Origin of the sequence: Lachnoclostridium phytofermentans ISDg (genome assembly GCF_000018685.1) — a bacterium.
GTDB lineage: Bacteria > Bacillota > Clostridia > Lachnospirales > Lachnospiraceae > Lachnoclostridium > Lachnoclostridium phytofermentans.
Window position 1 is genome coordinate 797,905 of sequence record NC_010001.1, and the last position, 26,989, is coordinate 824,893.

Below are 26,989 nucleotides of genomic sequence, written 5' to 3' on the forward strand. Positions count from 1 at the left end.
TTGTACAAAAGAAGTACCTTACAACATGAGTACGACCCTCTTCAAAATTAGCTTGCTAATTTAAGTGGTGAGTTTAATGAAAATCTAGCCAAAAGTATTGAAAATGCAAAAGTTGTTGAGAACATTAATATAATGGCAGAAGTTATATCTGGAATAGCAAGACAAATTAATCTTCTATCTTTAAATGCCTCTATTGAAGCTGCGCGTGCTGGAGAACATGGAAAAAGTTTTTCAGTTGTAGCGAATGAAATTGGAAAGCTTGCGAATGCTACAACAGATGCAGTAGGAGGAATTCAGAATACTATAATAGATGTACAGAAAGCATTCAATAATTTAACTGACGAAGCTAAGAACTTACTTGATTTTATTCAAAATACCGTCACTCCAGATTATAATAGTTTTGTTGGTATTGCAAAACAATATGGTAATGATGCGTTGGCAATTGAGAACAATTCCAGTAAAATTTCAGAAATGACGAATAGTGTTAGCTATATTATGGGCGAGGTAAATGAAGCAATTCAAAGTATTGCGGAGTCTGTTCAAAATGTTTCTGAAAGTAGTATACAGATAAGAGGTTCTGTATTTGAAGTTTCCGAAGTAGTAAAAAATGTTACTGAAATGTCAAAGGAACAGCAGGATATCGCTAATAACTTGAACAAAGTAGTTGGTAAATATAAACTGAAGTAAAAAACTGTTATAGATTATGGGTTTTTGTAAAACAACAGCCCTTAAGAATGAGCAAAGAAATTAGGCATGTGATTGTCTGTTTCTTTGCTTTTTTTGTAATATTACGAAATAAACCCAAATGGGAGATGAGAATTTTAAATTTTAGCAATATTCTTTCTATAATAACATTTTTTTATCAATACCATAAACAGGATTGATACATAATAGAACATTAAGGGAAAAAGAGATTTATTATCAGGTAGCACTATAACTCAATCGCAGTAGAAGATCTTGTATCACTTTATATTCCTGACATTACGATGGTAGTGCTTAAATACTAAAGATTTATTTTTTGGAAGGAGAAAATTTATATGTTGTTTGAAAAGAAGATAAAGCAAAGCAATGATCAGATGAAAGGGGAAGAAAAACTAATCAACCCGTATTATAGGAGGATTGAAGAGAAAGAATCATGTATACTAGGAACCCTTGGCATCGTAAATAATTTACTTCAATTCATAACAAAGCTAGATTATGTTAAAGAAATGATTCAGGATACCAAGGCCCAAGTAGAAATGACGGAAGCTGCAGCTACAAACAGCGAGCAAATAGCTACTGCTACGGAAGATATATCAAATTATATGCAGGAATCTAGTGTAAATATTAAGCAAGCTATTGGTGAAACAAATGAGTGCCTGAACAAAGTAAATAAAACATTCGAAAAGATTGAAAGTGATATTAACGGAATTAGCACTGTAAAGGAAATTATGGCAAAGGTAACAGAAGAAACCGTTAAAATCAATGAATTGGTTAATATTATTAAATCCGTTGCTGATCAAACAAATTTATTGTCCTTGAATGCCTCTATAGAAGCTGCTAGGGCTGGTGAGCATGGAAAAGGCTTTAGTGTGGTTGCAAGTGAAATAAAGAAGCTTTCTGAAAGCACGAAGGAGAAAGTAGATATTATTAAAGATATTGTGAAAGATCTTAGCGATAAAACTTTAGAGGCTTCTGGTGAGATAGACCATGTTGTTAACGATTTTGGTAGCACTAAAATAGCAATTAATGAAGCAACTGGGGATATTAAAGAAATTTATGCAAGCATGAATCTTGTAGAGGATAGCTTCGCATCAATTTTAGCAGATGTGGAGGAACAGACAGCAACGACCCAGGAAATGTCGTCAATTATCCAGATAATTTATGAAAAAACGGAGAAATTAAGAAATAATTCAGATAGAACTGGTCAAGCATTTTTCGAGATATCTCAACAAATTGATGAGATTAGAATCCAGGCATTATGTTGTACAGAGAACGTTGATGCAAATACCATGATTGAAATGAGCATAGCCGATCATCTGATGTGGAAGTGGAGAATCTATAATATGATTTTAGGTTATATTACGATTGATGCAGCAGATGCCGGAGATCATCACGAGTGTAGGTTAGGAAAGTGGGTATCAACTCTGAATCAGAATGACGAACGAATAAGAAACTTACTTGTGAAAATGGAACTACCTCATTCAAATGTTCATATCATAGCAAAAAAGGCAATACAGGAATACAATAGCGGTAATAAAGGAACTGCGGAGAATTTATTACATGAAATTGAGACAAATTCAAAGGCGGTAGTAGATTATTTAATAGAACTAAAAAAGTATTTATAGTATCATTGCAGAAAGGCTCTCTTTTATACAGAATCTTATGTAAATGATACATAATAATATGGGATAGCAGGAATCCGAAAAAAAAGATTCTTGCTTCTTTTTTATTTCTTTTAGTTTTCTAATTAAATTGCTTATTTCTACAAAAACATACTCAAACACGAATTCACCTCATTCACGCAACATAAATTGACAAAAAACAAAATTGTTATAAAATATTACATAGATGGTTAAATTTAGTGAAAATATTAAACCTATGATAAGAAGAGCAAAGATATGGGGAACTGAATATACGTTAGACGAAGTTATCTTTACATGGTAAAGAATTGAGAGGTGATACGATGGAACGTCAGGATGGATATTATGATGAAAAGGAGGACAGAAAAGAACGAATATCGAATGCTAGTTTATGGATAGTACTTACAATTATATCAACATTCCTTTTCTTTTTTACTGTAACTTTAAATATTAAGGAAGTCATACTAAAGTATAATGGTAATATAATTACCACCGGCTTTAAAGAGAAAACAGATAGGATAATGATACAGAAAGATGATGGCTCCTATCATGTATTAAATATCGGCGGAATATTTCCAAGTCATAGAGAGAATGAAATTGATTTATACTACTATGGAGATGATGTTACAACAGCATTACCTTTGACCATGATAGGATTTTGGATTTTTGTTGAATTCTTTTTTGCAGGATTTACAGTTTTGTGTTTTCATTTAGCAAGGAAAAATCTAAAAACTAGAAAAAATTTAATCTCGAGGTAGACATGAAGAAAAAAATAAAGAATTCAAAAAAGAGAAAAAATAAAATAAAAAATACAAAAAATGTAATAAAAAACAAAATACAAAAAATGGAAGATAAATTAATAGATAATAATAGCTATACTGATTTGGAAGATAGAAAAGTAAGTAAATTAAAGAGGCTAATCGTGATAGACTGGGAGAAATTAAGCTATTTTGTTGGAACCAGTACAGCAATTCTAGGAGTTATATTTTTAATTATAAATAAAATACATATATTACTGTATCAGCATAATTGTGAAAAAGTTTATAAAATACCTGGGAAGTATTTCTATAATAATGATGGTAATAATAAATCAGATATAATTATTTTATTTTTTTGTTTAATAATTTTTTTTAGCCCATTATTAATTAAGAAATATTTATTAAAAAGAGGTGGATTTAATAAAAGATTTAATAACATAATTATTGCAGGTCTAATAATATTCACAGGATATGTTTTGGGTCTAATTAATACTTTGAATTTGGTTACAGTTTTTGAGCTAATTGATAATAAATTTCAAATTCCTGAGTATGTTACAACTTGGATAAATAATAATTCATATTTTATAGTAATTGCAATGATTATAATTACTTTACTATCTATTTTAATTATTAGTAATAATCAAGAGGTAAATAGTATAAAACATATCAAAATTAGAAAGTTAATAAATGGAGTAGGACTAATTTCATATATTATCACTGTGACTTTATTTATTAGTGCAGCTACTATTAATTTAACAACAAAAGAAGATAAAAAATATTATGAGACTATCATTATAGAAGGTAAAAACATGGTAGTATTATCAACAATAAATGATGTTTTTTTAGTAGTTGAGTATGCCCAGAATAATGGTGAAACGATGTTTTTTACCTATAATTATATGCTTATAGATAATAATAATATTATAATTACGAATAAAGTATTTGATCCACCCCCTATGATTATCACTACTATTCCATAAAATTATAGTTCCTAAATTGATTTATGTAATTGTCAGATTGATCGATTAGGTAATGAGGTAGATGATTTCACAAACGAAAAAGCAGAATTTAGTGCGACATTACAGACAGTAAGTGCATTTTGTAATTATAATCTGATTCACAGGAAATTAATTATAACGGAATGCTGAAAAATTAGTACTTTTAGAAGAGTCATAGAATAAGTATTACTAGATCTAATCATGAGCTAAAAAAAGAATAAGATGCAATTTTTATTTACAAATCCACAAAAAAGAAAGCAGATATCTCTAAGATGATACTGTTTTCTTTTCTTGGATAATCTTCATACAAAGGCATTATTGAGTGTACACATACTAGCAAAAGTTTGCCTAGAAATAAGAAACTTTTACAACCCACTCATCCTTAGTTTTCATTACTGGTATCCGAAACGAAATAATTGTTCCATAATTTTTCTTACTTCGGATCTTTAACGCACTATCCATACCAAAGTTTAGGATCAGCCTTCGATTGGTATTGGCTAGTCCGATATGTTTAGTCGTAATATCAGATGGTTTCAATAACTCATTTAACTGTTGCAATTCTTCGGTATCCATGCCTATTCCATTATCAATAATATAAAAATTAAGGTAATTATCTCTTTCATAAATTTTGAGTTTAATATATCCTTGCCTGGAACCATTGAGTGGACGTATCCCATGATATAGACTGTTTTCGATTAATGGTTGTAATAGAATTCGAAATAAATAATAATCTGAAATCTCTTCTTCGTAATCGTAGTATACGATGAACATATTACAGTATCTTCGGTAATTGATATCAACATAAGCTCTTAAATGCTCAAGTTCCTCCCTTAACGTTACAATGGATTGCGGATCACCTAGCGCATATTTTAAAATTGTTGAAAGCTCTTGAATGATTGTATTTATGCTTGTTGGTACTTTGGTTTGTTGATAAGCTTCTAAATCTAGCAATTGTAAAGTATTAAACAGGAAATGCGGGTTGATTTGCAGTTGTAATGCAATCAATTCTGCTGTTTGCTTTTTATATTGTTTTTCCGCTATTTGTGTTTTTAAATAATCGTTTTTAATAAATGTATGAATAACCTCATTAAAGATTAAGTCATACTCATCAGTTAAGCGATAGCGCTTGTCATTCTCTATGTGAAAAATCCCCTTCTCAGCATTACTTAAGACAGTTATCAGATGATTAAACTGTTGTATATTTTTATATGTAATAAGTGTTGCGATAAATAATGCTAATACGATACAACAGATAGCTAATAGTAGCATAGTAGTTTTAAAATAATTGCCTAAGATATTGTAATCTTTTGTAGCAATTATGGATAATGTATTTAAGCCATACTGATGCGATGATTTTAGGGTGATGTAATACTCTTTATTATTTAGAGTAAAACGGGTTGGGGTTAACTGTTCTAAAGCATCTAGACTTAGTTTTCCCTCATTTAGATAATCTACAAGGTCAAAATTAAGTCCTTTCGTCTCATTCGATAAAATCAATTCATTTTTGTCATTTAATAAGATAATATGTTCCTTCTCTAAAAAGCTTGACTGCAGGAAGAAATTTGCCAAACGATTTATATCTAGATTAACAGCAAATACACCGTGTGCTAAAGAAAGCCGCATGTAAACAGTAATAACTTCTTTTTCACGACCATACTCATAAAAGGTTCTTCTACAGGTCCAAATTTTACGAGTACCATCATAATCTAGGTACCTTGTATACCAATCCTGATCAGAACATTCTGCAATATTTTGAATCCCTATACCAGAGCGTAAATATCGACTATAAAAATCAAGACTTACGTAGATAGAATCAATAAACAAATTTGAATTCAAAGAGGAATTTAAGATTGCTTGTAAATTATTAAATAGAACAATTTCTGAATAAGTCATTTCATTTTTTGATAAGATTTTTTTTAAGCTTAGAGTGATTCTTGGAGCACTAGTAAATAAATTGCTTTGATAGGTCGCGTTACCAAGCGCTGTCTCTAAAATACTATTATATGCGGTTAAGGAAGATACAGTATTCGCTTGCCCTTGGCGCTTTAAATCCTTAATTGTTACAAAGGAATAAAAAAGTAAGGTAAAAATGATAGGGATCAAAAGTATGGAAAAGTATGTAAAAAAACGATGTATAAATAATTTACGCTTCATTAATATTCCCCTTAGAACTAAGGTCAAAATCATTCACTAGCTCACTTTCCCTAAACTCTTTTGGAGTAACTCCGTAGTATTGTTTAAATGCCCTTGAAAAATTTTTGGGATTATCGTAGCCCACTAAAAATGCGATTTCATATTGCTTATATTCAATTCCTCGCAGCAGTTTAGCAGCTTTCTTCATTCTACAATTCAATAGATGAGTAGAGAAGTTTACTCCGGATTTCTCCTTTATTAATCTAGAGAGATAGCTTGGGCTCATGTTAACATGAATGGCAGCTGACTCTAAGGTTGCATCTTTTACATTTTCTTTTATGTAATTCATAGTGGTAGTAACTATTTGTTGATAATAGGACGGTTGAACCTCTGCTTCTTTAATGCATAATTTTGAATCTAGCTGCTCTTTAATTCTTTGAAAGCAAGTTAATAATTCGTCATAACGTATTGGTTTTAATAAATAGTCACTAACAGAGTGTAACAGTGCTTCTTTCATGTAGTTAAAGTCACTAAAACCACTCATAAATACTACTTTTATGTCTGGATTGAAAAGGTTAATTTCCTTCGCAATTTCGAGGCCTGACATCAGAGGCATACGAATATCGGTTAAGATAACATCGACATGATTTTTATGTACATATTCAAGTGCCTGCTTACCACTTGTAAAGGTTGCAGCAACTTGTAAACCTACCATATCCCACGGGAAAATATGAGCAGTTCCCTGGCAAATATTTTCCTCATCGTCAATAATAATTAATTGATACATGTGAATCGCACCTTTCTTGTACGTTTATCAATTAATTATAACATGATATCTTTGTATTGCCACTGCCAAGGAATGGTAAAGAAATGAATGATACCAAATGACAAGAAATGATACCTTTCTTAAAATTTAAGTATACGAAAGAGACTTTATCAAAACGCGGATACCTTTGAAAGGCTGGCTTCATCCGTTATAATAAACATATAAAAATAATGGGGGACAACAATATGAGAATGAAAAAATTATTATCATTGGCTCTATCCGTAGTCTTAGTAACTGGTTTAGCCACAGGATGTGGGAAAAAATCAGACGACATCACTGATAAGAACACGCAAGCTCCATCTCCAACAACTACTGAAGAAGTAAAAGTTACTGAATCAGGATATGAAAAGAAAAACATTACTGATGATAAAGTAACATTACGTTTTATGTGGTGGGGTGGCGATGAACGAAACAATGCAACGTTAGAAGTTATTGATAAATTTATGGAATTGTATCCAAACGTAACCATCGAACCTGAATATGGTGGAAATGAAGGATATAAAGAGAAATTAGTTACTCAGCTTTATAGTAATACTGCTGCTGATTTAATTCAATGTGATCCAGCTTGGTTCTCTGAATTAGTTCAAAATGGTGACTACTTCATCGACTATAATGATTATTCTGATTATTTTGATATTTCTGGTTTCGACTATAATTTATTAAATAACTATGGCGTTGTTGATGGAAAAGTGTTTGCTGTACCAACTGGAACTGCTGGAGCAGCACTTGTTTTAAATACAACATTAGCTGACAAAATTGGTATTGATTATAGTAGCCAATTAACATGGGATTCTTTAATTGAAATTGGAAAGCAAGTAAATGCTTATGATCCAAACATGTATTTTTTAAATCTTGATACATTACGTATTGCAGAGCAAGTAATTCGTCCTATGATCATGCAAAAAACTGGTCATCCATTTATTGTTGATTCTGAAAAGAAGATGAGTTTTACAAAAGAACAGTTAGTAGAAGTGTTAGATTACGTTAAGTTATTATATGATTCAAAGACAGTTCAACCAGCACAAGAAAGTGCACCTTTTTATAATGCAACTGAGACTAATACAAAATGGGTATCTGGTGATTTTGTAGCAGCACTTGGATTTGCATCTACTGCAAATAACTTATCGAATTCCTATGGCGGACAAGATAAAAACTTTATCTCTGTTCAAGTTCCACTTCCTGAAGGAAGATTAAACGATGGATATTTAACTGCACCACCACAGGTAATGGCAACAGCAAAAACATGTAAATATCCAGAAGTTGCAGCAGCTTTTTGGGATTTCTTCTTTAATTGTGACGAATCCATCTTAACATTGAAAGATTTAAGATCAGTACCAGCAAAAGAATACAACCGTGTACTTCTTGATAAAAATCAATTAATCACAACTCTTGTTACAGACGCAGTGAATTATGCATCTGCTTGCAATGGTATTTCTGAGCATGGCTATACGACTGGCTCTGAAATTGCTCAAATTTTAGTTGATATGGTAGAAAGTATTGCGTATGGTAACAGCACTCCTGAAAAAGTAGCTGATGAGGCAATTGTATTAATAGAGGATTTCTTATCTCAACAATAATTCTTTAATTTCAGTGGGGTTGTCGTAAATAAAAAATGTTTTACGACAACCCCATCTGTCTAGATTCATTGAATGGGAAGTAGGTTAATCCTAATTTGTATGCTTGTTAAGAACGAATTACAGGGCTGAATTGTGAAACAATTTAACTGCAAATTTGTGCTAACATCCAAATTCGCGGGTTTGCGGTAGAATGGAGATTTATATGAAAATAGATACAAATGCTGTTGTGAAAGATAAAAAATATAAAAAACGTGATTACATGGGCCTTGTATATGTAGCACCTTGGGTTATAGGCTTACTCATTTTTCAAGCTTATCCTTTCATAAGTTCCTTGATTTATTCATTTACCAAATATAATATTGCGAGTATGGAGTTTATCGGCTTTGATAACTATATTCGTTTATTCAAAATCGATAAAGAATTTTATAAGTCTGTTTTTGTTACGTTTGGGTATGTATTCATGACGGTACCCGGTAAATTAATTATGGCAATGATTGTTGCACTTATTTTAAATCAAAAACTGAAAGGAATTAATATTGTACGAACTATTTACTACATACCTTCGTTGATGGGTGGCAGTATCGCAGTATCGATTCTATGGAAATTGATGTTTATGAGTGATGGCGTTATAAATAAAATGTTAGCACAAGTCGGTATTGTAGGCCCTAATTGGATTGGTGATCCTAAGACCGCGTTACCAACTATCTGCTTATTAGAAATCTGGCAGTTTGGCTCCTCCATGGTGCTATTATTAGCTGCATTAAAAGCTGTTCCTAAGGAACTGTATGAGGCAGCTAGTGTGGATGGCGCTAATAAATGGAGAATGTATTGGAAAATAACATTCCCCGCAATTTCTCCAATCTTATTCTTTAATTTAATTATGCAAACCATACAGGCATTCCAGAACTTTACCTCAGCCTTTGTCATTACCAATGGCGGACCTAATAAATCTACCTATGTGCTAGGGATGAAATTATATACCGAAGCGTTTAGTAATTTTAAAATGGGATACGCAAGTGCTGTTTCATGGGTAATGTTTGTATTAATTATGATAATGACCATTGTATTATTTAAGACATCAAATCGTTGGGTTCATTATGATGATTAAGGAAAGGCGGATTAAAGTGATGAAGAAAAGTAAGTATAAAAATATTGGTGCATATGCATTTTTAATCTTTTTTGGGATATTCATGGTCTTTCCGATCGTTTGGTTATTTTTATCAACCTTTAAGACAAATGCAGAACTATTTGGTTCTATAAAATTTTGGCCTGAGTCCTTTCGTTTTGACGCCTATGTTAACGGTTGGATTGGAAATGGTAAGATTACATATACCAATTATTTTAAGAATACCTTCGAACTTGTGATACCAGTAGTTTTGTTCACTGTTATGTCAAGTGCAATCATTGCATATGGATTTGCACGTTTTAACTTTCCGTTGAAAAAGATAATGTTTAGTATACTAATTGGTACGTTAATGCTTCCAAATGCAGTTATCATTATTCCACGATATACCTTATTCAATAAACTTGAATGGTTAAATAGTTACTTACCATTTTGGATACCAGCATTGTTTGGATGTTTTCCGTTTTTTATATATCAGTTGATACAGTTCTTTCGAGGATTACCAAGAGAGCTTGATGAGTCAGCCTATATTGATGGTTGTGGAACGTTTAAGGTGTTTGTTAGAATTTTAATTCCATTGATGAAACCAGCACTGTTTTCAGCAGGTTTGTTCCAATTTTTATGGACATGGAATGATTTCTTAAATCCTTTGATTTTTATTAATTCAGTTAAAAAATATCCATTGTCTTTAGCTCTTAGAATGTCACTTGATATCGGTGCTAATGTTGCATGGAATCAGGTACTAGCCATGTCATTACTTTCTGTGTTACCATTAATTATTCTATTTTTCTTAGCACAGAAGTTTTTTGTAGAAGGAATAGCTACTACTGGGTTAAAGGGGTAGAATGGGGGCAGTCATAATCTTGTGTAAGCAATTAGTTTTTTAGATAAATTGTATAAAGTTTGTTAAATGCAATGAGCGAGGTAAATGAAGAGCCTCGCTCTTTTTGCTTTGTCAAATAGCAGATTTATAGTGCGATAAGCCGTTACCTATGATATTATGTTAATAAATGTTAAATGAACACTTATAGAAAGAAATCAAGTTAATGTATCATAAAATTCATAAAGGGAGATGAGATGAAAGAGAATAACGCAATTATAAAAGACATAGAAGAAAAATCCCATTAGAAACGGTTGTATCGAATACTTTTAAAATACTAAAGCAACTGGAATCTTGACAGGTTCCAATATGTCTGGAAAAACCACATTTATGAGAACGATAGGTGTAAATTGCGTCTTGGCTTATGCAGGAGCCCCTGTCTGTGCAAATAAGATGACAGTATCTTATATGAAGATATTTACATCCATGAGAGTTCAAGATGATGTTACAAAAGGAATCTCAACATTTTATGCCGAGGTATTAAGAATAAAGCAAATCATAGAATACTCTTATAAAAAGAAACCAATGTTAGTTTTAATAGATGAGATATTCAAAGGTACGAATTCTGCTGATAGAATTGTTGGAGCAACCGAGATTATCAAGGTTTTAAATAAAAATCATATCATATCTTTAGTAACAACTCATTGAATTATGTAGTCTGGAAGAAAACTCCATAATATTAGGTAATAATTATCATTTTGAAGAATTCTATAGAAATAATGAGCTGTATTTTGATTATAAAATAAAGCAAGGAAGATGTAGAACAACAAATGCAAAGCATATATTAAGAATGGCTGGTTTGTTAGTTAAAAAAACATGAGTCAATTGGCTAAAACTCTTTCAGAATCTGAAATTATATGATACATTTATAGTAATTCCAAGCAGTAACTTTACCACTAGGATTGACAAAAATATATATGGAGGATTACTTTAATGAAAATTTTGGCGATTGGAAATAGTTTTTCAGAAGATGCAACCTGTTATTTACAAAGAGTATCACAAGGTGAACTTTATGTAAGGAATCTCTACATTGGTGGTTGCAGCCTTGAGAGACACATGGAGTGTTTAACAGGCGAGTTAAAAGAGTATGATTTTCAGAAAGATGGAAAGGCATTAAGGAAGATCTCGATACAAGAGGCGCTTCGATATAAAGATTGGGATTACATTACAGTACAACAAGTGAGCGGTTTATCTGGGATTGAAGATTCTTATGAACCATTTTTAGGGCAACTTATAGAACATATAAAGCAGAGGAATCCGTCAGCAAAGATTATCTTACATAGAACCTGGGCATATGAGCAAGATTCTACGCATCAAGATTTTATTCGATATGATAACAAACAAGAGGTTATGTATGAAAAGATATGGAATGCAAGTGAGCATTATGCTAAGAAATATGATTTACCAATCATACCAGTTGGTGATGCAATCCAAAAGCTGCGTACAGAAACAAAGGAATTTGATTATTTGAATGATGGCTCTTCTCTATGTAGAGATGGTTATCACCTTACCCTAGATTATGGACGTTTCGCTGCTGCTTTAATCTGGTATCGATTTTTTACAGGAAACCCTATCGTGGATGTTACCTATGCTCCAAGGGGGACAAAAAGAAAACTTATTGACATCATTAAAAAGACGATATAGTAGTGAGTTTATTAATTGTTAATTTATAATGTTAGTAAAAGGCGGACGTATTCAATTTAATTTGATACGTTCGCTTTCTTTACATCCAAATGACAATAAAACTACCGCCTTTGCCGCACGCCATGATTACTCTATAAAAATAGATTAAATTGTTACTCTTTATTTGTTTTTATGTACTACAGTGTGACATCTTAATCTATATTATTAAAAATAGGAATAAATTGTAAAAAATACTTTAAAAATCTTTCAACTTGTAGTAAAATAATGGTGTTACCAAAAGGACAAGCTTAATAAGGGGTATTAAGTCACTGTTCATTAACAATCAGGAGGTGTGTTTATGTTTTTCAAGAAACTAGTTGCACTCGCAATGGCTGTTGCCATTGTCATTCCAATGAACGTTAATAACATACAAAAGGTTGAGGCGGAATCTACAAATGAAGCAGTAGTATATGGTAATCTAATTTATCACGACTTTGAAGCAAGCACCAATGGGTGGGGACCAAGAGGTGACAATGCAGAGGTTGTGGCACAAAGTACAGAAGAGGCATATTCAGGGTTACATAGTTTAAAAATTAGCAAACGCACGCAAACATGGCATGGTGCTACCTGCGATTTGACAAAGGAACTTACGATTGGAGAAACTTATGTATTTGGAATTTATTTAAAATATAAAGGTAGCTCTTATTCCAATACACAAAAGTTTAGCTTACAATTTCAGTACAATGATGGTGTGAATGATCAGTACAAAACAATTAAGACTTTAGAAGTAACCAAAGATAAATGGACATTAATTCAAGGTGAGTATACAGTTCCAGCAGATGCCGCTAATGCAAAGGTCTATGTCGAAACAGAATATAAGAGTTCACCATCAAGTCAAGATCTCTTAGACTTTTACATTGATGATTTCACTGCAACGCCAGCAACTTTACCACAGATTCAAAAAGATATTCCTAGTTTAAAGGATGTATTTTCAAGTTACTTCTTTGTTGGTGGAGCGGCAACTGCAGGTGAGATTGCACCAGCTCCGGCAAAAGATTTAGTAGCGAAACATTACAATAGGTTAACTCCTGGTAATGAGTTAAAACCAGACTCTGTATTAGATTACTCTGCAACCATAGCCTATATGGATGCAAATGGTGGTAATCAAGTGAATCCTCAGGTGAATCTTAGAGCTGCGAAAACTTTACTGGAATATGCAAGAGACAATAATATACCAGTGCGTGGACATACCTTAGTATGGCATAGCCAGACACCAGATTGGTTCTTTAAGGTAAACTATTCTCAGGATTCAAATGCAGCGTGGGTTTCCAAGGAAGTGATGCTCCAAAGACTAGAAAACTACATCAAAAATGTGATGCAGCTGATCTCATCAACCTATCCTACAGTAAAGTTCTATGCTTGGGATGTGGTGAATGAAGCAGTAGATCCAAATACTTCTACAGGTATGAGAAATCCTGGATCGAATAACGTAACATCTGGTAATTCTCCATGGATGCAAACCATAGGTGAGGAATATATTCAAAGAGCTTTTGAATACGCAAGAAAATATGCTCCAACTGGTTGTAAACTGTTTTATAATGATTATAACGAGTATGAGGATAGAAAGAGTACCTTTATCTTTAATATCCTGAAAGGATTAAAAGATAAGGGCTTAGTGGATGGTATGGGAATGCAGTCTCATTGGGTTATGGATTATCCAAGTATTAGTATGTTTGAGACAGCTGTTCGTAAATATAATACTTTAGGATTAGAATTACAACTAACGGAGTTAGATATAAAGCAGCCAGACAATAGTACATCTGCTTTAGCTGCTCAGGCAGACAGATATAAACTTTTGATAAATAAGGTCATTAGTTTGAAAAAAGAGGGCATGAACATTACAGGAGTTATCTTCTGGGGTGTAACGGATAAGACTAGTTGGTTAGGTGGATATCCATTATTATTTGATGGAAATTATCAAGCAAAGTCAGCATACTATTCTATCATTGATGGGATTACCCCAACAGTAACGCCATCAATAACTCCAACTGTAACACCAAAACCAACGATAACACCTACAGTAACACCAACTGTAACGCCAAAACCAACGATAACACCTACAGTAACACCAACTGTAACACCAAAGCCAACAATAACTCCTACCATAACACCAACAGTAACGCCAAAACCAACAATAGCTCCGACACCAACTCCTACTACAGTACCAGTGGAGGGAGCAAAACCGGTGGTAGTAGTAACTACGAAAAACAATGGGAACACGATAAGCCAGCAATACACAATAAATGCACTTGGTGGAACGATTGATTTGTCAAAGGTATCTATTGAGTTTACTGCCGATGGAATCATCAATCAAGAGCATAATGTTTGGGTAGATAACGCTGCGTTGCAATTAACAGTTGAACCATATTACACACCGTTAAATGGTTATGTTTCTGGGCAGTTGACGAATCAAAAACTTGTGGTTAGCATCAGTAAGAGTACGATGCTGTCAGAAGGAACAGGAAAGCTTGTTCTTGATTTACGATTTGCTAAGAAGGATTGGACGGATTTTGGTACGATATCCAATGAAGTGTTAAAGGTTTACTATAATGGAGTCAAAGTTCAATAATTAATAATTTAACTTCATCAGGTAAGTACCACGCTTCTGTAAGCTGGGTACTTACCTGTTTTAAAACTCCACATAGTGGTAATGAGATAGAGCTGGTAGCGTAAGCGGATTGCGAATATCCGCTATGATAATTCTAAAAGCTATCAAGGTTACACTTTTCTTTCAGAGTAACCTTGATAGCTTTTTAATTTAGGATAAGGAAGGGTTCGTTTTTAAATTATTTTTCTTGTTTCTTAAAATATTCTTCAAAAAACATAGTAAGCCCAAGTTCCGCACAAGCATAGCTATGTCCCATATTTTCAAACAGGTGGAATTGATAATCAAAAGAATTGTTCTCGTAAGACATTAATAAGTCTCGCATCTTTTCATTATCACATCTCCATGGATCAGATTCCCCACAGGAGTGAAAAATTTTAGGTAAGGCCTGTTTCTTTTCAATCAAGCCTTGTGCCAAGTATTTAATACTATACTTTGTTTTTTGAAGGTCTCCATCACCAAATAATATCTTTTTTTGTAATGGACGGTAGGAAAAGTCAGCATCTGCCTTATCACCAGCACCGAAGGCAGCAATATAGCCAAAGGTTTCTGGATAGGTTAATCCAGCTTGGAAACATCCATATCCGCCATTCGAAAAACCCGAGACTATATTCATCGAACGGTCAGTTGGAAGTAAAGGAAATATAGAATGAATAATTTCTGGGAGTTCCTTTCCAACAAATGTTCCATAACGCTCTCCTTCTGCCATATTAATAAAGCAGGAATTATAAACATGAGGACAAAAAACTGCGAGATGCTCTTTCTTGGCTAATTCTACTAGGTTCGTTTCCAGTGCCCATGCCATATGATCACCACTGCTGCCATGGTAGAGCCATAGAATTCTTGGTAAATTATTATTATTATCATAAATTTGTTCCGGTACAATCGCGAATACTTCCACTGTCATCCCTAATACTTTACTTGGTAAGTGTAATTGCATCACTGCCATGGAGTCACCTCCTCTAAAGTATCGGTAATAATTTCAGATAGTTTACTCATTGCATGAAACATAACCTGTTTGCTTTTAAGGGACTCAAAGTGTATCTTGTTTGGGTGAGACTTAGAAAGGTAGTTACTAAGTTTTAAATTTTGTTCATACACATTACTCAGCTCATTTGTAATCAGAGTTATATCTGTATCTAAGTTATTTATGGAAATTGAAGTTGGATTCCAAAGGTTTATTGTACTGTTTTTAAAGGTTTCTTGATCACCTAGCCACTTGGAAATATCATTTCCGTTTTCATTTACATATAAGGAATTTATATCAAACTGTCCTTCTATAGCAACTGCTTTATGATAAAAGGATGGAATGGCGAATGCTGCTAAGATAGCAGTATAGCCACCGGTGCCAATGCCGCTTATATACCTGGAGGTTCGTTCATTTTTTAATGGAAACCAAGTGGAACATAGAGAAGGCAATTCGTTCGTTAAAAAGTCAAAAAAGTTATAGTTATTCTTGGTATTTAGAAATAAACTATTATTTCCCTGTGGCATGATTAACGCACAGTTACTATGCTCAAAAAATGATTCAATTCCAAGCCGAAGCCATTGACTATGCTCCATGTTTGAATTATGTAATAAATAGAGTGTGTCCATTGGCTTATTCGATTCTGGAAGTAAGACATCGAAGCCAATAGGCATTTTTAATGTACTAGATTGTATCTGTGATTGTATCCATCTCATATGTGTATCCTTTCTTTTTCGATAGTAGTAATTTCTACATAGGACTAATAGTGTACTTTATCAGTTATAAAATAAATTTTGAAAAATTGCAATGCTCTTTCATTGTCTCACTTTTATTCATGCTAGGGAAAGTTCATAACGAGAAAAAGTTCATAGCGAGGAAAAGCTCTGGTAGTGTAACTTTTGTTAATCTCTCCACTTTACAACCTAGAAGGAATGTGAGAGAATGAAACGGATAAAAGGAAACTACTGTCTGCAATCATGAATTGTTGATGATTAGGATACAATGACTTTGGAGGACTATCATGAAAGACATCTTAGACGTTCACACCCATACTTTGGCAAGTGGTCATGCATACAATACAATCAAGGAAATGGCTTTGGAGGCATCAGAGAAAGGGATCGAATTACTTGGAATAACCGAACATGCTCCAACTATGCCAGGTACTTGCCATGAATTTTATTTTCAAAATCTTCACGTTGTTCCAAGAGAAATGTTTGGTGTACAACTTCTTCTTGGAAGTGAGGTAAATATTTTAGACCATGAGGGAACACTGGACTTATCAGATCAAGTGTTAAAAAAACTAGATATTTGCATCGCAAGTATTCATCCACCATGTTACAAAAAAGGGACGAAGAGGGAAAATACTAATGCAATCGTTGGTGCAATGGAAAACCCTTATATTAATATTATTGGTCACCCTGACGATGGGAGATATGAACTTGATTATGAGACCATTGTAAAAAAGGCAAAAGAATATGGGGTACTACTAGAGTTAAATAACGCATCTGTAGCTCCTGGAAGCTTTCGACCAAACACAAGAGAAAATGACCTTACAATGCTTCAGTATTGTAAGCAACATGAAGTACCAGTTATTATGAGCAGTGATGCACATACAGCATACGATATAGGAAATCATGTATATGTAAAAGACATCATAAAAGAAGCGATGTTCCCAGAAGATTTGGTAGTGAATCATTCGAAAGAAATCTTGCTTCAGATGATAGAGAATCGCAGAAAAAGCATTTTATAAAAATCTTACTCGATTTCCATTGACAAATATTTTGTCCACAGTTAATAATGTTATTAGACAAAGGCGTCTTGGGATAGATGCTTTTGTCTTTTTTTATTCGTAGACCAGGAAAGTCTGCGAAGCATATTTTTTTCTTATTTATAGAAATAGCTTTACAACTATAAATGAAAGTTCTCCGAGGGGACGTATTTATCCTGTGGGAATAAATAAACAAAATATTGTTAGGAGGCAACTTATGAAGCAGTATACAAAGAAGGACATTTTAAGATTAGTTGAAGAAGAGGATGTAGAATTTATCCGACTTCAGTTTACCGACATGTTTGGCAATTTCAAAAATGTAGCAGTAACAACGAGCCAGTTAGAAAAAGTGCTAAATAATAAATATATGTTTGATGGATCTGCCATTGAAGGCTTTGTACGAATTGAGGAATCTGACATGTATTTGCATCCTGATTTAAATACCTTTGAAATCTTTCCTTGGAGGCCGCAGCATGGTAAGGTTGCAAGGTTCATTTGTGACGTATATCGTACCGATGGTACACCATTTGAAGGAGATCCTAGATACATATTAAAACGTGTATTGCAGGAAGCGAAAGATCTTGGTTACACATTTCACGTTGGTCCCGAATGTGAGTTTTTCCTCTTTGATATAGGGGAAGATGGGTTACCAACTACAAAAACGAGGGAAAAAGGTTGTTACTTCGACGTTGGTCCAATGGATGCTGGTGAAAATGCCAGACGAGAGATGGTACTTACATTAGAAGAGATGGGATTTGAAGTTGAAGCCTCCCATCATGAAGTTGCACCAGCGCAGCATGAAATCGATTTCCATTATGAAGATGGTCTAATTACTGCAGATAATATTATGACCTTGAGGATGGCTGTTCGCACGATAGCAAGACGTCATGGCATGCATGCTACCTTTATGCCAAAACCAAAGTCTGGTGTCGATGGTTCCGGAATGCATATTAACATGTCTCTTGAAAAGGACGGGATGAATTGCTTTTATGATCCAAACGATAAATTAGGGTTAAGTGAGGTCGCATATCAGTTTATTGCTGGATTAATGCATCATGCAGAAAGTATGACTGCAATTACAAATCCTTTGGTTAACTCCTATAAAAGGCTAGTACCTGGCTATGAGGCACCCGTTTATATTGCATGGTCACTTGTCAATCGAAGTCCACTGATCAGGATTCCAGATGGAAGAGAAGAAAGAACCAGAGTGGAGTTACGTAGTCCTGACTCAGCCACCAATCCATATTTAGCACTAGCAGTATGCTTGGCAGCGGGGTTAGATGGTATTAAGAAAAAGATGAGTCCTCCCAAAGGAGTCGATAAGAATATCTTTTCCATGAGTGATCAGGAGAGACTTGCTATGGAAATTCGCAATCTACCTGGCAGTTTAGGTGAAGCCTTGGATGAGTTAGAAAAGAGTGAGTTTATGAGAGAAGTATTGGGAAATCATGCTTTCCTCACTTATATAAGAGCGAAGAGAGCAGAGTGGTCCCAGTATCGTACGCAGGTTTCTGAATGGGAGATTGACCAATACCTTAACCGAATTTAGAGTAAAAATTGTAACGGAGGTGGTCAAATTTGCTAAGTATAATCATAGCATTCCCAAAGATTGAGGACGCGAATAACATAAGAAATATCTTAGTGAGTGGTGGATTCGAAGTAAATGCGACCTGTACTACCGGTGCTCAGGCAATCATGGTAGCAAATGAACTCGATGAAGGAATCGTTATCTGCGGTTTTCGTCTATCAGATATGATGTACCTGGAACTTAATGGTTACCTGCCTCGTGGATTTGAAATGTTATTATTAGCTTCCCCACAAAAACTATTAGATTGTGCAGATGGTAACATCCTAAGCCTTAGTATGCCTATTAAGATACAGGATCTTCTGAATACCCTTCAATTGATGACATACAAATACATGCGCCGTAAGAAAAAGGATAACGATAAACCTAAGGATCGTACCACAACTCAGAAAGAAACTATCACCAGAGCTAAGACGCTATTAATGGAACGTAACAAGATGACGGAAGAAGAAGCACATCGATATATTCAAAAGACCAGTATGGATAGTGGTACAAATATGGTAGAAACAGCGGAGATGATTTTGAGTATGATGTAATTGTATTCATTTTATACATCATAGGTATTCGAAATTCCTATCTTATGAAAGCAGCTGAAATATTGAAATTGGGCGGATATCTATTTATAATAAATCATATTAATTGTCAGAAGTATAAATTGTTAGTATGAAAATAAAATTGATACAACTTTGTGCCTGTGGTCCAAAGTTTACAGGCTTGCAGGTATGATTATTAGAGTAAAAAAGGTTTTCACAAACAAAATTGTACTTGTGGCACAAAGTTTGCAGAAAGGCATGGTAGCTAATATGAAATTTACAAAGATGCAAGGTTGTGGAAATGATTATGTTTACGTAAATTGTTTTGAGGAAACCATAAATGATCCAAATGGAGTGGCAAAAAAGGTGAGTGATCGACGTTTTGGAATTGGTTCTGATGGATTAATCTTAATCAAACCTTCTGAAATTGCAGATTTTACGATGCATATGTATAATGCAGACGGATCACAAGGAAAAATGTGCGGAAATGGTATTCGCTGTGTTGGTAAGTACGTTTATGACCATGGTATGACACAAAAAACAAGCCTAGCGATCGAAACATTAGGCGGTGTGAAATACTTAGCTTTAATTGTTGACGGCGGAAAAGTAACAGAAGTAACAGTTGATATGGGTGAACCAGAATTAGACCCTAAATTAATTCCGATTGCAGTAGAGGAAGAACAGGTAGTAAATATGCCAATAACAATTGCTGATCGCGAATTCTACATCACAGGTGTTTCGGTAGGAAACCCTCACGCGGTTACCTTTATTGAGGATACCAACTCTTTCCCAATAGAAAACTATGGTCCATTGTTTGAAGAGCATCCATTATTTCCAGAAAAGATCAATACGGAGTTTGTACAAATCCTCGACCGTAAGACTGTCAATATGCGTGTTTGGGAACGTGGATCTGCGGAAACTCATGCTTGTGGAACCGGTGCTACGTGCTCTGTGTATGCAGCTATCTTAAATGGCTTAACGGAGGATGAAGTGACAGTTCATATGTTAGGCGGTGACGTTGTCATTCGCTATGACAGAGAGAAGAATCGACTATTTATGACAGGTCCAGCTGTAACTGTTTTTGATGGTGAGATAGAGTTATAAAATGTAGTGGCAATGAGGTAGAGCTGGTAGCGTAAGCGGAAAACTTGCCTGTAGGCAAGTGGTAATATCCGCTTTGACTATGAGTAATGAAAACATGTGCTGGAATGGAGGTTATAATGTTTAAAATTAATGAAAACTATTTAAAATTACAAGGTAGTTACCTATTTTCAACAATTGGAAAGAAAGTACGAACCTATAAGGAAGAAAACCCAGATAAGAACGTGATTAGTCTAGGGATTGGTGATGTGACATTACCTCTTGCTCCAAGCATAATAAGTGCACTTCATAAAGCAACCGATGAAATGGCAGCAAAAGAGACTTTCAAAGGCTACTCCCCAGATCTTGGATATGAATTTTTACGAAGTGCAATCGCAAAACATGATTATGAAGCGAGAGGGGTTCAAATTGCGCTTGATGAAATCTTCATCAGTGATGGTGCAAAAAGTGATTCTGGTAACATAGGTGATATATTTGCAGAAAATAATAAGATAGCCGTTTGTGATCCAGTATATCCTGTTTATGTGGATACGAATGTAATGGCTGGTCGAACAGGTGAATTTAATTACACTACTGGTAAGTGGAGTAATGTCATCTATATGCCTTGTACGAAGGAAAATAAATTTGTACCGAGCCTTCCAGCGGAAACTCCTGATATCATCTATCTGTGTTTTCCTAACAATCCTACAGGATCTGCAATCACAAAGATGAAACTTCAGAAATGGGTAGATTATGCAATTGAAAAAGGAGCAGTTATTATATACGATGCTGCTTATGAGGCATACATTAGCGAAGAGAATTGTCCTCATACCATTTATGAATGTGATGGAGCGAAAAAATGTGCAATCGAACTTCGTAGCTTTAGCAAAAATGCTGGATTTACAGGCACAAGACTTGGTTTTACAATAGTACCAAAGGAGCTAACCAGCGACGGTGTTTCTTTAAATAGTTTATGGGCAAGACGCCATGGCACTAAGTTTAATGGTGCACCATATATTATTCAAACAGCTGGAGCTGCAGTTTATTCACCAGAAGGAATTGCAGAAACGAGAGAACAGATAAATTACTATATGAACAATGCACGAGTAATCCGTGATGGTTTACTTGAGGCAGGATATCAGGTATCTGGTGGTGTCAATGCACCGTATATCTGGTTACATACACCAGATGGCATGACATCTTGGGAATACTTTGATTATTTACTTCAAAATGCTTCTGTTGTTGGTACACCAGGTTCAGGCTTTGGACCAAGTGGAGAGGGATATTTCCGACTGACTGCATTTGGTACGTATGAAAATACGCTAGAAGCATTAAGAAGAATCAAAAATTTATAAATGTAAGGTACTCTTGTTTTAGGTGAAGAGAAAACCATATAAAAGAAAAAAGGGTATCTCATCTAAGTCATTTGACAGCTTTTTAAATAGATTTAAAAACAGTAATGGAGCGGGATTCCAAGAATCCCGCTCCATTACTTTATAAAGAGCTATTAATTACTAGTCTTCAGAATAAAAAACAAGGTATGAATTATTTCCATCTTTATAATTTGGATCCAATTTAATTTCGATTATACCAATAATTAGTTCCTACCAAACTTACGTTGTAAGAATTTCACCACTTCTACAATTGGAACAATTAAGAATGCAAGTCCTAAAGCAACAAGGTATTCAGGAACTGAGATATGCTCAAAACCAAAGGCAGTGTTAACACCAGGTAGGTAAATAACTGCAGTTGTAAGTATAAGACTTAGTGCCATACCTGCAATTAAGAAGATATTGTGGTGTTTCATATGAAGAATACTCTTTCTCTGGCTACGTAAGTTAAAGGAGTGGAAAATCTCAGCCATGGACATTGTTAAGAACGCCATTGTCATACCATCCTCGCTGTTTGCAATTTCCCAAACACCAGCTTCCATATAGTGTCCGATAAAATAAGCTGCTAAGGTGATAATAGTTACCATAATACCTTGATATAAAACATCAACACCAAGGCGATCAGCAAAGATACCATCCTTTGTACTTCTTGGTTTTCGTTCCATAATATCATTTTCCGCTTTTTCAACTCCGAGAGCTAAGGCTGGGAAACAGTCAGTAATCAAGTTAATCCATAAGAGATGAACTGGTTTTAAAATGGTAAAACCAAGAATGGTAGCCACAAAAATACTTAGCACTTCACTTAGATTACTGGAAAGTAAAAACTGAATACATTTACGAATGTTATCATAGATACGACGACCTTCACCAACCGCACTGACGATAGAGGCAAAGTTATCATCTGCAAGTACCATATCTGCTACATTCTTTGTAACGTCAGTACCGGTAATACCCATACCAATACCGATATCAGCAGATTTGATACTTGGTGCATCGTTAACACCATCACCGGTCATAGCTGTAATCATACCTTTTGCACGCCATGCATTTACAATACGAACCTTATGCTCTGGCTGTACACGAGCGTAAACAGAGTAGCGTTCTATTTCAGTTTTAAATGCCTCATCAGAGATTTCATTTAATTCTGATCCTGTAATGGCTTCACCTGCGTCTTGTATAATTCCTAGCTGAGTCGCAATAGCAACAGCAGTATCACGGTGATCGCCAGTAATCATAATAGGACGAATACCAGCTTTTTTACATTCTGCAATTGCATCAACTACCTCTGGACGGATAGGGTCAATCATACCAGTAAGACCTATGAAAACTAATTCTTTTTCTAAGTTCTCTGGGTTAACATCATTTGGTACACTATCATAGTTTCGATATGCAGCAGCTAATACACGGAGTGCTTTATCTGCCATTTCCTTATTTTTAGCAAGAATCTCATTACGAATAGAGTTTGTTAATGGAACTACTTTACCTTGAGATAACGCATGAGTACAACATTTTAAAACCTCATCTGGTGCACCTTTGGTGTATTGTACAATACCTTCTGATGTCTTATGGATTGTACTCATCATTTTACGAACAGAATCAAATGGTGCTTCTGCAATACGAGGTTGCTGTTCTATTAATTTATTTTTATCTAAATACAACTTTGTTGCATAGTTTACCAGTGCGCATTCCGTTGGTTCACCGACTGCATTGTTAGTTTCATCAAGCTGGGCATCGGAGCAAAGTGCCATTGCTGTAGCTAATAAGTCTTCTTTTTCTCCAAAATGATCAACCACTGTCATTTTATTCTGGGTAAGAGTACCGGTTTTATCACTACAGATAATTTGAGCACATCCAAGAGTCTCTACGGCGGTTAACTTACGGATCACCGCATTTTTCTTACTCATATTGGTAACACCAATACTGAGAACAATGGTAACAACAGTGGCAAGTCCTTCAGGAATAGCAGCAACAGCCAAACTTACTGCAACCATAAAGGTATTTAAGGCAACCTCACCATTAATTGTTTCAGCAGTTAATAAACTAAATCCGAAAATGAATACACAAATACCAACTACAAGTATGGTCAAGATTTTACTTAATTGTGCCAATTTAATTTGTAATGGTGTACGCCCTTCTTTTGCATTAGCAAGTGCATCTGCAATCTTACCCATTTCTGTGTCCATGCCGTTTGCAGTGATAACCGCAGTACCACGGCCATATACGACAACACTACCCATATAGACCATATTTTTTCTATCACCAAGAGGGATATCTTTCTCTTTTCCAAGAGTTAATTGCTCGATTTTTTTGTTTACTGGGACACTTTCTCCAGTAAGAGCAGCTTCTTCCACTTTAAGGCTAGCACTCTCTAATAATCTTGCATCTGCAGGAATTGCATCGCCTGCCTCAAGTAGAATTACATCGCCTACAACTAGATCTTCACTTTTAATGCTTTGTATCACACCATCCCGAAGAACTTTGCTTGTTGCAGCTGCCATTTCTTGAAGGGCTTCAATTGCTTTTTCAGCCTTACTTTCTTGTGTTACTCCTAGGATTGCATTAATAATTACTACCGCAAGAATAATTAATACATCAGCGAAGGATTCGTGTGCATAGGCAGCAGTGATACCAGAAATAGTTGCTGCACACAACAGGATAATTGTCATAGGATCTTTCATTTGGAAAAAGAATCTAGTAATCAGTGATTCTTTCTCCGCTTCTTTTAATTTGTTCTTACCGTTTTTTAAAAGCCGTTCTTCGCTTTCCTTTGATGTAAGACCAGTCGATTGACTCTTAATCTCTTTTAGTACATCATCAGTAGATTTTAAGTAATAGTTCATTCAAATCTCCCTTTCTTATTTGTGTGATATCTACATAGCAATTAGATGAAATCGTATGTATTACCTTAAATTTAATCTTGGTGTAAACCATCAGTGAATTATAGCTGCACCATACTTATCCAAAGAGAAGTATTTATAACCGTGTTTTGCTTACAAAGAACATTGTATAGAAAGTAGAATTTGCTCAAAATAAATCATATGAAACATTTTACATATTAGTTTAATGTAGAAACGTTTGATTTATTTAGAGAAAAATTTCTAATTACTATCTACTGGATAGTGTTGACCAACTATGCAACAAAAAAACTCATGTATAACTTAAAATAAAAGTTATACATGAGTCTCATTCTCTAAGGCAAGCCAGGCACGAAGCCATGATGTTGGAAATTGCCGCGTAAACAAATGTTTACGTGAATTACTCCCCCACTATACTGGATATTGGATTAAATTTAATTTTGGTACAAATGGTAACCATTTGTTATAGACCTATCATACCAGATTTTTTTGAATAATCAAGCATTTTCATTATATTTTAATGTTAACTTAATAATACAACAAGTTTTTATTGTATTAAATCGGATTATTGCTTACACTAAAGTAGTGTGAAATAGTAGACATTTCATACAAATTTCTGCCTGTGGCCAAATTTGCAGGTGTTAGTAGAATAATAGTTAGTATGCTTTAGGAGGATGATAGATATGATATACCCATCATTATTAAAAAAAGGTGCTACGATTGGAGTAACAGCTTGTTCTGACGGAAAACCAGATGTTTTAGATGCAGTAAGACTTGATCATGCTAAAGTACAGCTAGATAAGTTCGGTTATAAAGTTCTTGAGACTAAAAATACCAGAACTAGCTTTAAAAATCGTAGTTCTTCTGCTATGGAACGCAAGGAACAATTAGAAGAGTTGTTAGAAAATGACGAGGTGAAAGCAATCATAATGGTCTCTGGAGGAGATTATTTATTAGAGATGTTACCACTTCTTGACTATGATAAATTCGTAAAGAATCCAAAATGGTTACAGGGATATTCTGATCCAACGGGTCTTTTATATACTGTCACAGTTGGCTGCGATATTGCTACCGTGTATGGATGTAATTTTTCTGATTTTGGTATGGGGGAATGGCACCACTCCTTAGAGAATAATATAAAATTGTTACAAGGGGAGGCCGTGAAACAAGATAGTTTTGACTTCTACATGGATGGATTTAAGAAGAAGGGAACAGGATATGAAGGATATGATTCTGACAAAGAGGTTTGCTGGAGAAATGCACGCGGTGAAGATGAGGTCTTAATAGAGGGAAGATTTCTTGGCGGATGCCTTGATGTGTTATTAAATCTTGTTGGAACAAAGTATGATAAAACGACTCAGTTTATAGAAAAATATAAAGAGGATGGAATCGTATGGTATCTAGAAAGCTTTAGTAGGGATTCCGAAGAATTATTTACTGGTCTATGGAATTTAAGAGAAGCTGGATGGTTTCAATATGCCAAGGGATTTGTTTTCGGTCGTCCTTGCTTTTTCGAAACGCACACAGATACCACATACGAAGAGGCTATCTTGTCTGTTTTAGAAGAGCTTAACGTACCAGTCATCTTTGATGTGGATTTTGGACATAAACCACCCCGTATGGCAATCATCAATGGAGCGAAAGGGAAAGTTTATTGTAAAGGCAATTCAGGTTATATATATCAAGAAACAAAAGAGTAAGGGAAAAGATTAATCATTATATGTTATGGTATTTTTGTTTATTGTGGGTATTAAAGAGAGTACTTTAGTATTATAGAAATATCTTGATATTCCAATTTTTAGTGATATAATCGAGTAAGATAGATATAAATGGTAAAATATCAATTATGGTGATATAAATACCAAAAAAGATAACAAAAAAGATA

General features: G+C 34.4%; 21 protein-coding genes. 16 read left to right on the top strand and 5 right to left on the bottom strand.

The features are described from left to right. Positions 1-96 precede the first annotated feature (96 nt). The 4 genes from CPHY_RS03315 to CPHY_RS03330 all read left to right on the top strand — a co-directional run bounded on the left by CPHY_RS03315 (position 97) and on the right by CPHY_RS03330 (position 4,080). Entirely contained in the window at positions 97-687 is a 591-nt protein-coding gene (locus CPHY_RS03315; protein WP_278183990.1) for a methyl-accepting chemotaxis protein, read from the top strand. Positions 688-1,037: 350 nt separating this feature from the next. Next, on the top strand, positions 1,038-2,327 hold the full coding sequence (locus tag CPHY_RS03320) for a methyl-accepting chemotaxis protein (RefSeq protein WP_012198644.1): 1,290 nt from the start codon (positions 1,038-1,040) through the stop codon (positions 2,325-2,327). 338 nt (positions 2,328-2,665) lie between these two features. Further along, entirely contained in the window at positions 2,666-3,100 is a 435-nt protein-coding gene (locus CPHY_RS03325; protein WP_012198645.1) for a hypothetical protein, read from the top strand. A gap of 2 nt (positions 3,101-3,102) precedes the next feature. Then, positions 3,103-4,080 carry a hypothetical protein gene (locus tag CPHY_RS03330; protein WP_012198647.1) on the top strand — a complete coding sequence of 326 codons (978 nt, stop codon included), beginning with the start codon at positions 3,103-3,105 and terminating at the stop codon, positions 4,078-4,080. A 366-nt stretch (positions 4,081-4,446) separates the two neighbouring features. Here CPHY_RS03330 and CPHY_RS03335 read toward each other — a convergent pair whose 3' ends face one another. After that, positions 4,447-6,252 (bottom strand): sensor histidine kinase, encoded by a 1,806-nt coding sequence (locus CPHY_RS03335; protein WP_012198648.1) that lies wholly within the window; start codon positions 6,250-6,252, stop codon positions 4,447-4,449. Next, positions 6,242-7,018, bottom strand: coding sequence for a response regulator transcription factor (locus CPHY_RS03340; protein ID WP_012198649.1), 777 nt, complete (start codon positions 7,016-7,018; stop codon positions 6,242-6,244). Before CPHY_RS03340 ends, CPHY_RS03335 begins: the two co-directional genes overlap by 11 nt. A 224-nt stretch (positions 7,019-7,242) precedes the next feature. On the opposite strand from CPHY_RS03340, the gene CPHY_RS03345 reads away from it, so the two are divergent. The 6 genes from CPHY_RS03345 to CPHY_RS03370 all read left to right on the top strand — a co-directional run bounded on the left by CPHY_RS03345 (position 7,243) and on the right by CPHY_RS03370 (position 14,889). Beyond that, positions 7,243-8,634: an ABC transporter substrate-binding protein gene (locus tag CPHY_RS03345; RefSeq protein WP_012198650.1), complete on the top strand. Its 1,392-nt coding sequence runs from the start codon at positions 7,243-7,245 to the stop codon at positions 8,632-8,634. 202 nt (positions 8,635-8,836) lie between these two features. Beyond that, complete coding sequence (locus CPHY_RS03350; protein ID WP_049762284.1) at positions 8,837-9,742, top strand: carbohydrate ABC transporter permease; 906 nt, start codon at positions 8,837-8,839, stop codon at positions 9,740-9,742. A gap of 19 nt (positions 9,743-9,761) precedes the next feature. Then, positions 9,762-10,601: a carbohydrate ABC transporter permease gene (locus CPHY_RS03355; protein ID WP_041703898.1), complete on the top strand. Its 840-nt coding sequence runs from the start codon at positions 9,762-9,764 to the stop codon at positions 10,599-10,601. 345 nt (positions 10,602-10,946) lie between these two features. Next, positions 10,947-11,285: a MutS-related protein gene (locus CPHY_RS03360; RefSeq protein WP_012198653.1), complete on the top strand. Its 339-nt coding sequence runs from the start codon at positions 10,947-10,949 to the stop codon at positions 11,283-11,285. 285 nt (positions 11,286-11,570) lie between these two features. Continuing rightward, positions 11,571-12,281 carry a DUF4886 domain-containing protein gene (locus tag CPHY_RS03365; RefSeq protein WP_012198654.1) on the top strand — a complete coding sequence of 237 codons (711 nt, stop codon included), beginning with the start codon at positions 11,571-11,573 and terminating at the stop codon, positions 12,279-12,281. Positions 12,282-12,618: 337 nt separating this feature from the next. Continuing rightward, positions 12,619-14,889: an endo-1,4-beta-xylanase gene (locus tag CPHY_RS03370; protein ID WP_012198655.1), complete on the top strand. Its 2,271-nt coding sequence runs from the start codon at positions 12,619-12,621 to the stop codon at positions 14,887-14,889. A 217-nt stretch (positions 14,890-15,106) separates the two neighbouring features. Here CPHY_RS03370 and CPHY_RS03375 read toward each other — a convergent pair whose 3' ends face one another. Further along, complete coding sequence (locus CPHY_RS03375) at positions 15,107-15,874, bottom strand: alpha/beta hydrolase (RefSeq protein WP_012198656.1); 768 nt, start codon at positions 15,872-15,874, stop codon at positions 15,107-15,109. Further along, positions 15,865-16,608: an alpha/beta hydrolase-fold protein gene (locus CPHY_RS03380; RefSeq protein WP_012198657.1), complete on the bottom strand. Its 744-nt coding sequence runs from the start codon at positions 16,606-16,608 to the stop codon at positions 15,865-15,867. The genes CPHY_RS03375 and CPHY_RS03380 overlap by 10 nt, the downstream gene beginning before the upstream one ends. 305 nt (positions 16,609-16,913) lie before the next feature. Here CPHY_RS03380 and CPHY_RS03385 point away from each other — a divergent pair, with 305 nt between their 5' ends. The 5 genes from CPHY_RS03385 to CPHY_RS03405 all read left to right on the top strand — a co-directional run bounded on the left by CPHY_RS03385 (position 16,914) and on the right by CPHY_RS03405 (position 22,213). After that, the gene (locus CPHY_RS03385; RefSeq protein WP_012198658.1) at positions 16,914-17,642 is read left to right on the top strand and encodes a phosphatase; all 729 of its coding nucleotides are present in this window, start codon (positions 16,914-16,916) and stop codon (positions 17,640-17,642) included. Positions 17,643-17,877: 235 nt separating this feature from the next. Further along, the gene (gene glnA, locus CPHY_RS03390) at positions 17,878-19,209 is read left to right on the top strand and encodes a type I glutamate--ammonia ligase (RefSeq protein WP_012198659.1); all 1,332 of its coding nucleotides are present in this window, start codon (positions 17,878-17,880) and stop codon (positions 19,207-19,209) included. A gap of 29 nt (positions 19,210-19,238) precedes the next feature. Then, a complete protein-coding gene (locus CPHY_RS03395) occupies positions 19,239-19,781 on the top strand; it encodes an ANTAR domain-containing response regulator (RefSeq protein ID WP_012198660.1) in 543 nt (180 codons plus the stop codon). Between the two features lie 267 nt (positions 19,782-20,048). Beyond that, positions 20,049-20,882 carry a diaminopimelate epimerase gene (gene dapF / locus CPHY_RS03400; RefSeq protein WP_041703901.1) on the top strand — a complete coding sequence of 278 codons (834 nt, stop codon included), beginning with the start codon at positions 20,049-20,051 and terminating at the stop codon, positions 20,880-20,882. Between the two features lie 116 nt (positions 20,883-20,998). After that, the gene (locus tag CPHY_RS03405) at positions 20,999-22,213 is read left to right on the top strand and encodes an LL-diaminopimelate aminotransferase (protein WP_012198662.1); all 1,215 of its coding nucleotides are present in this window, start codon (positions 20,999-21,001) and stop codon (positions 22,211-22,213) included. A gap of 242 nt (positions 22,214-22,455) precedes the next feature. On the opposite strand, the gene CPHY_RS03410 is transcribed toward CPHY_RS03405, so the two are convergent. Beyond that, a complete protein-coding gene (locus tag CPHY_RS03410) occupies positions 22,456-25,089 on the bottom strand; it encodes a cation-translocating P-type ATPase (RefSeq protein WP_012198663.1) in 2,634 nt (877 codons plus the stop codon). Positions 25,090-25,787: 698 nt separating this feature from the next. On the opposite strand from CPHY_RS03410, the gene CPHY_RS03415 reads away from it, so the two are divergent. Beyond that, positions 25,788-26,804 (top strand): S66 family peptidase, encoded by a 1,017-nt coding sequence (locus CPHY_RS03415; protein WP_012198664.1) that lies wholly within the window; start codon positions 25,788-25,790, stop codon positions 26,802-26,804. The last annotated feature ends 185 nt before the right edge of the window (positions 26,805-26,989 follow it).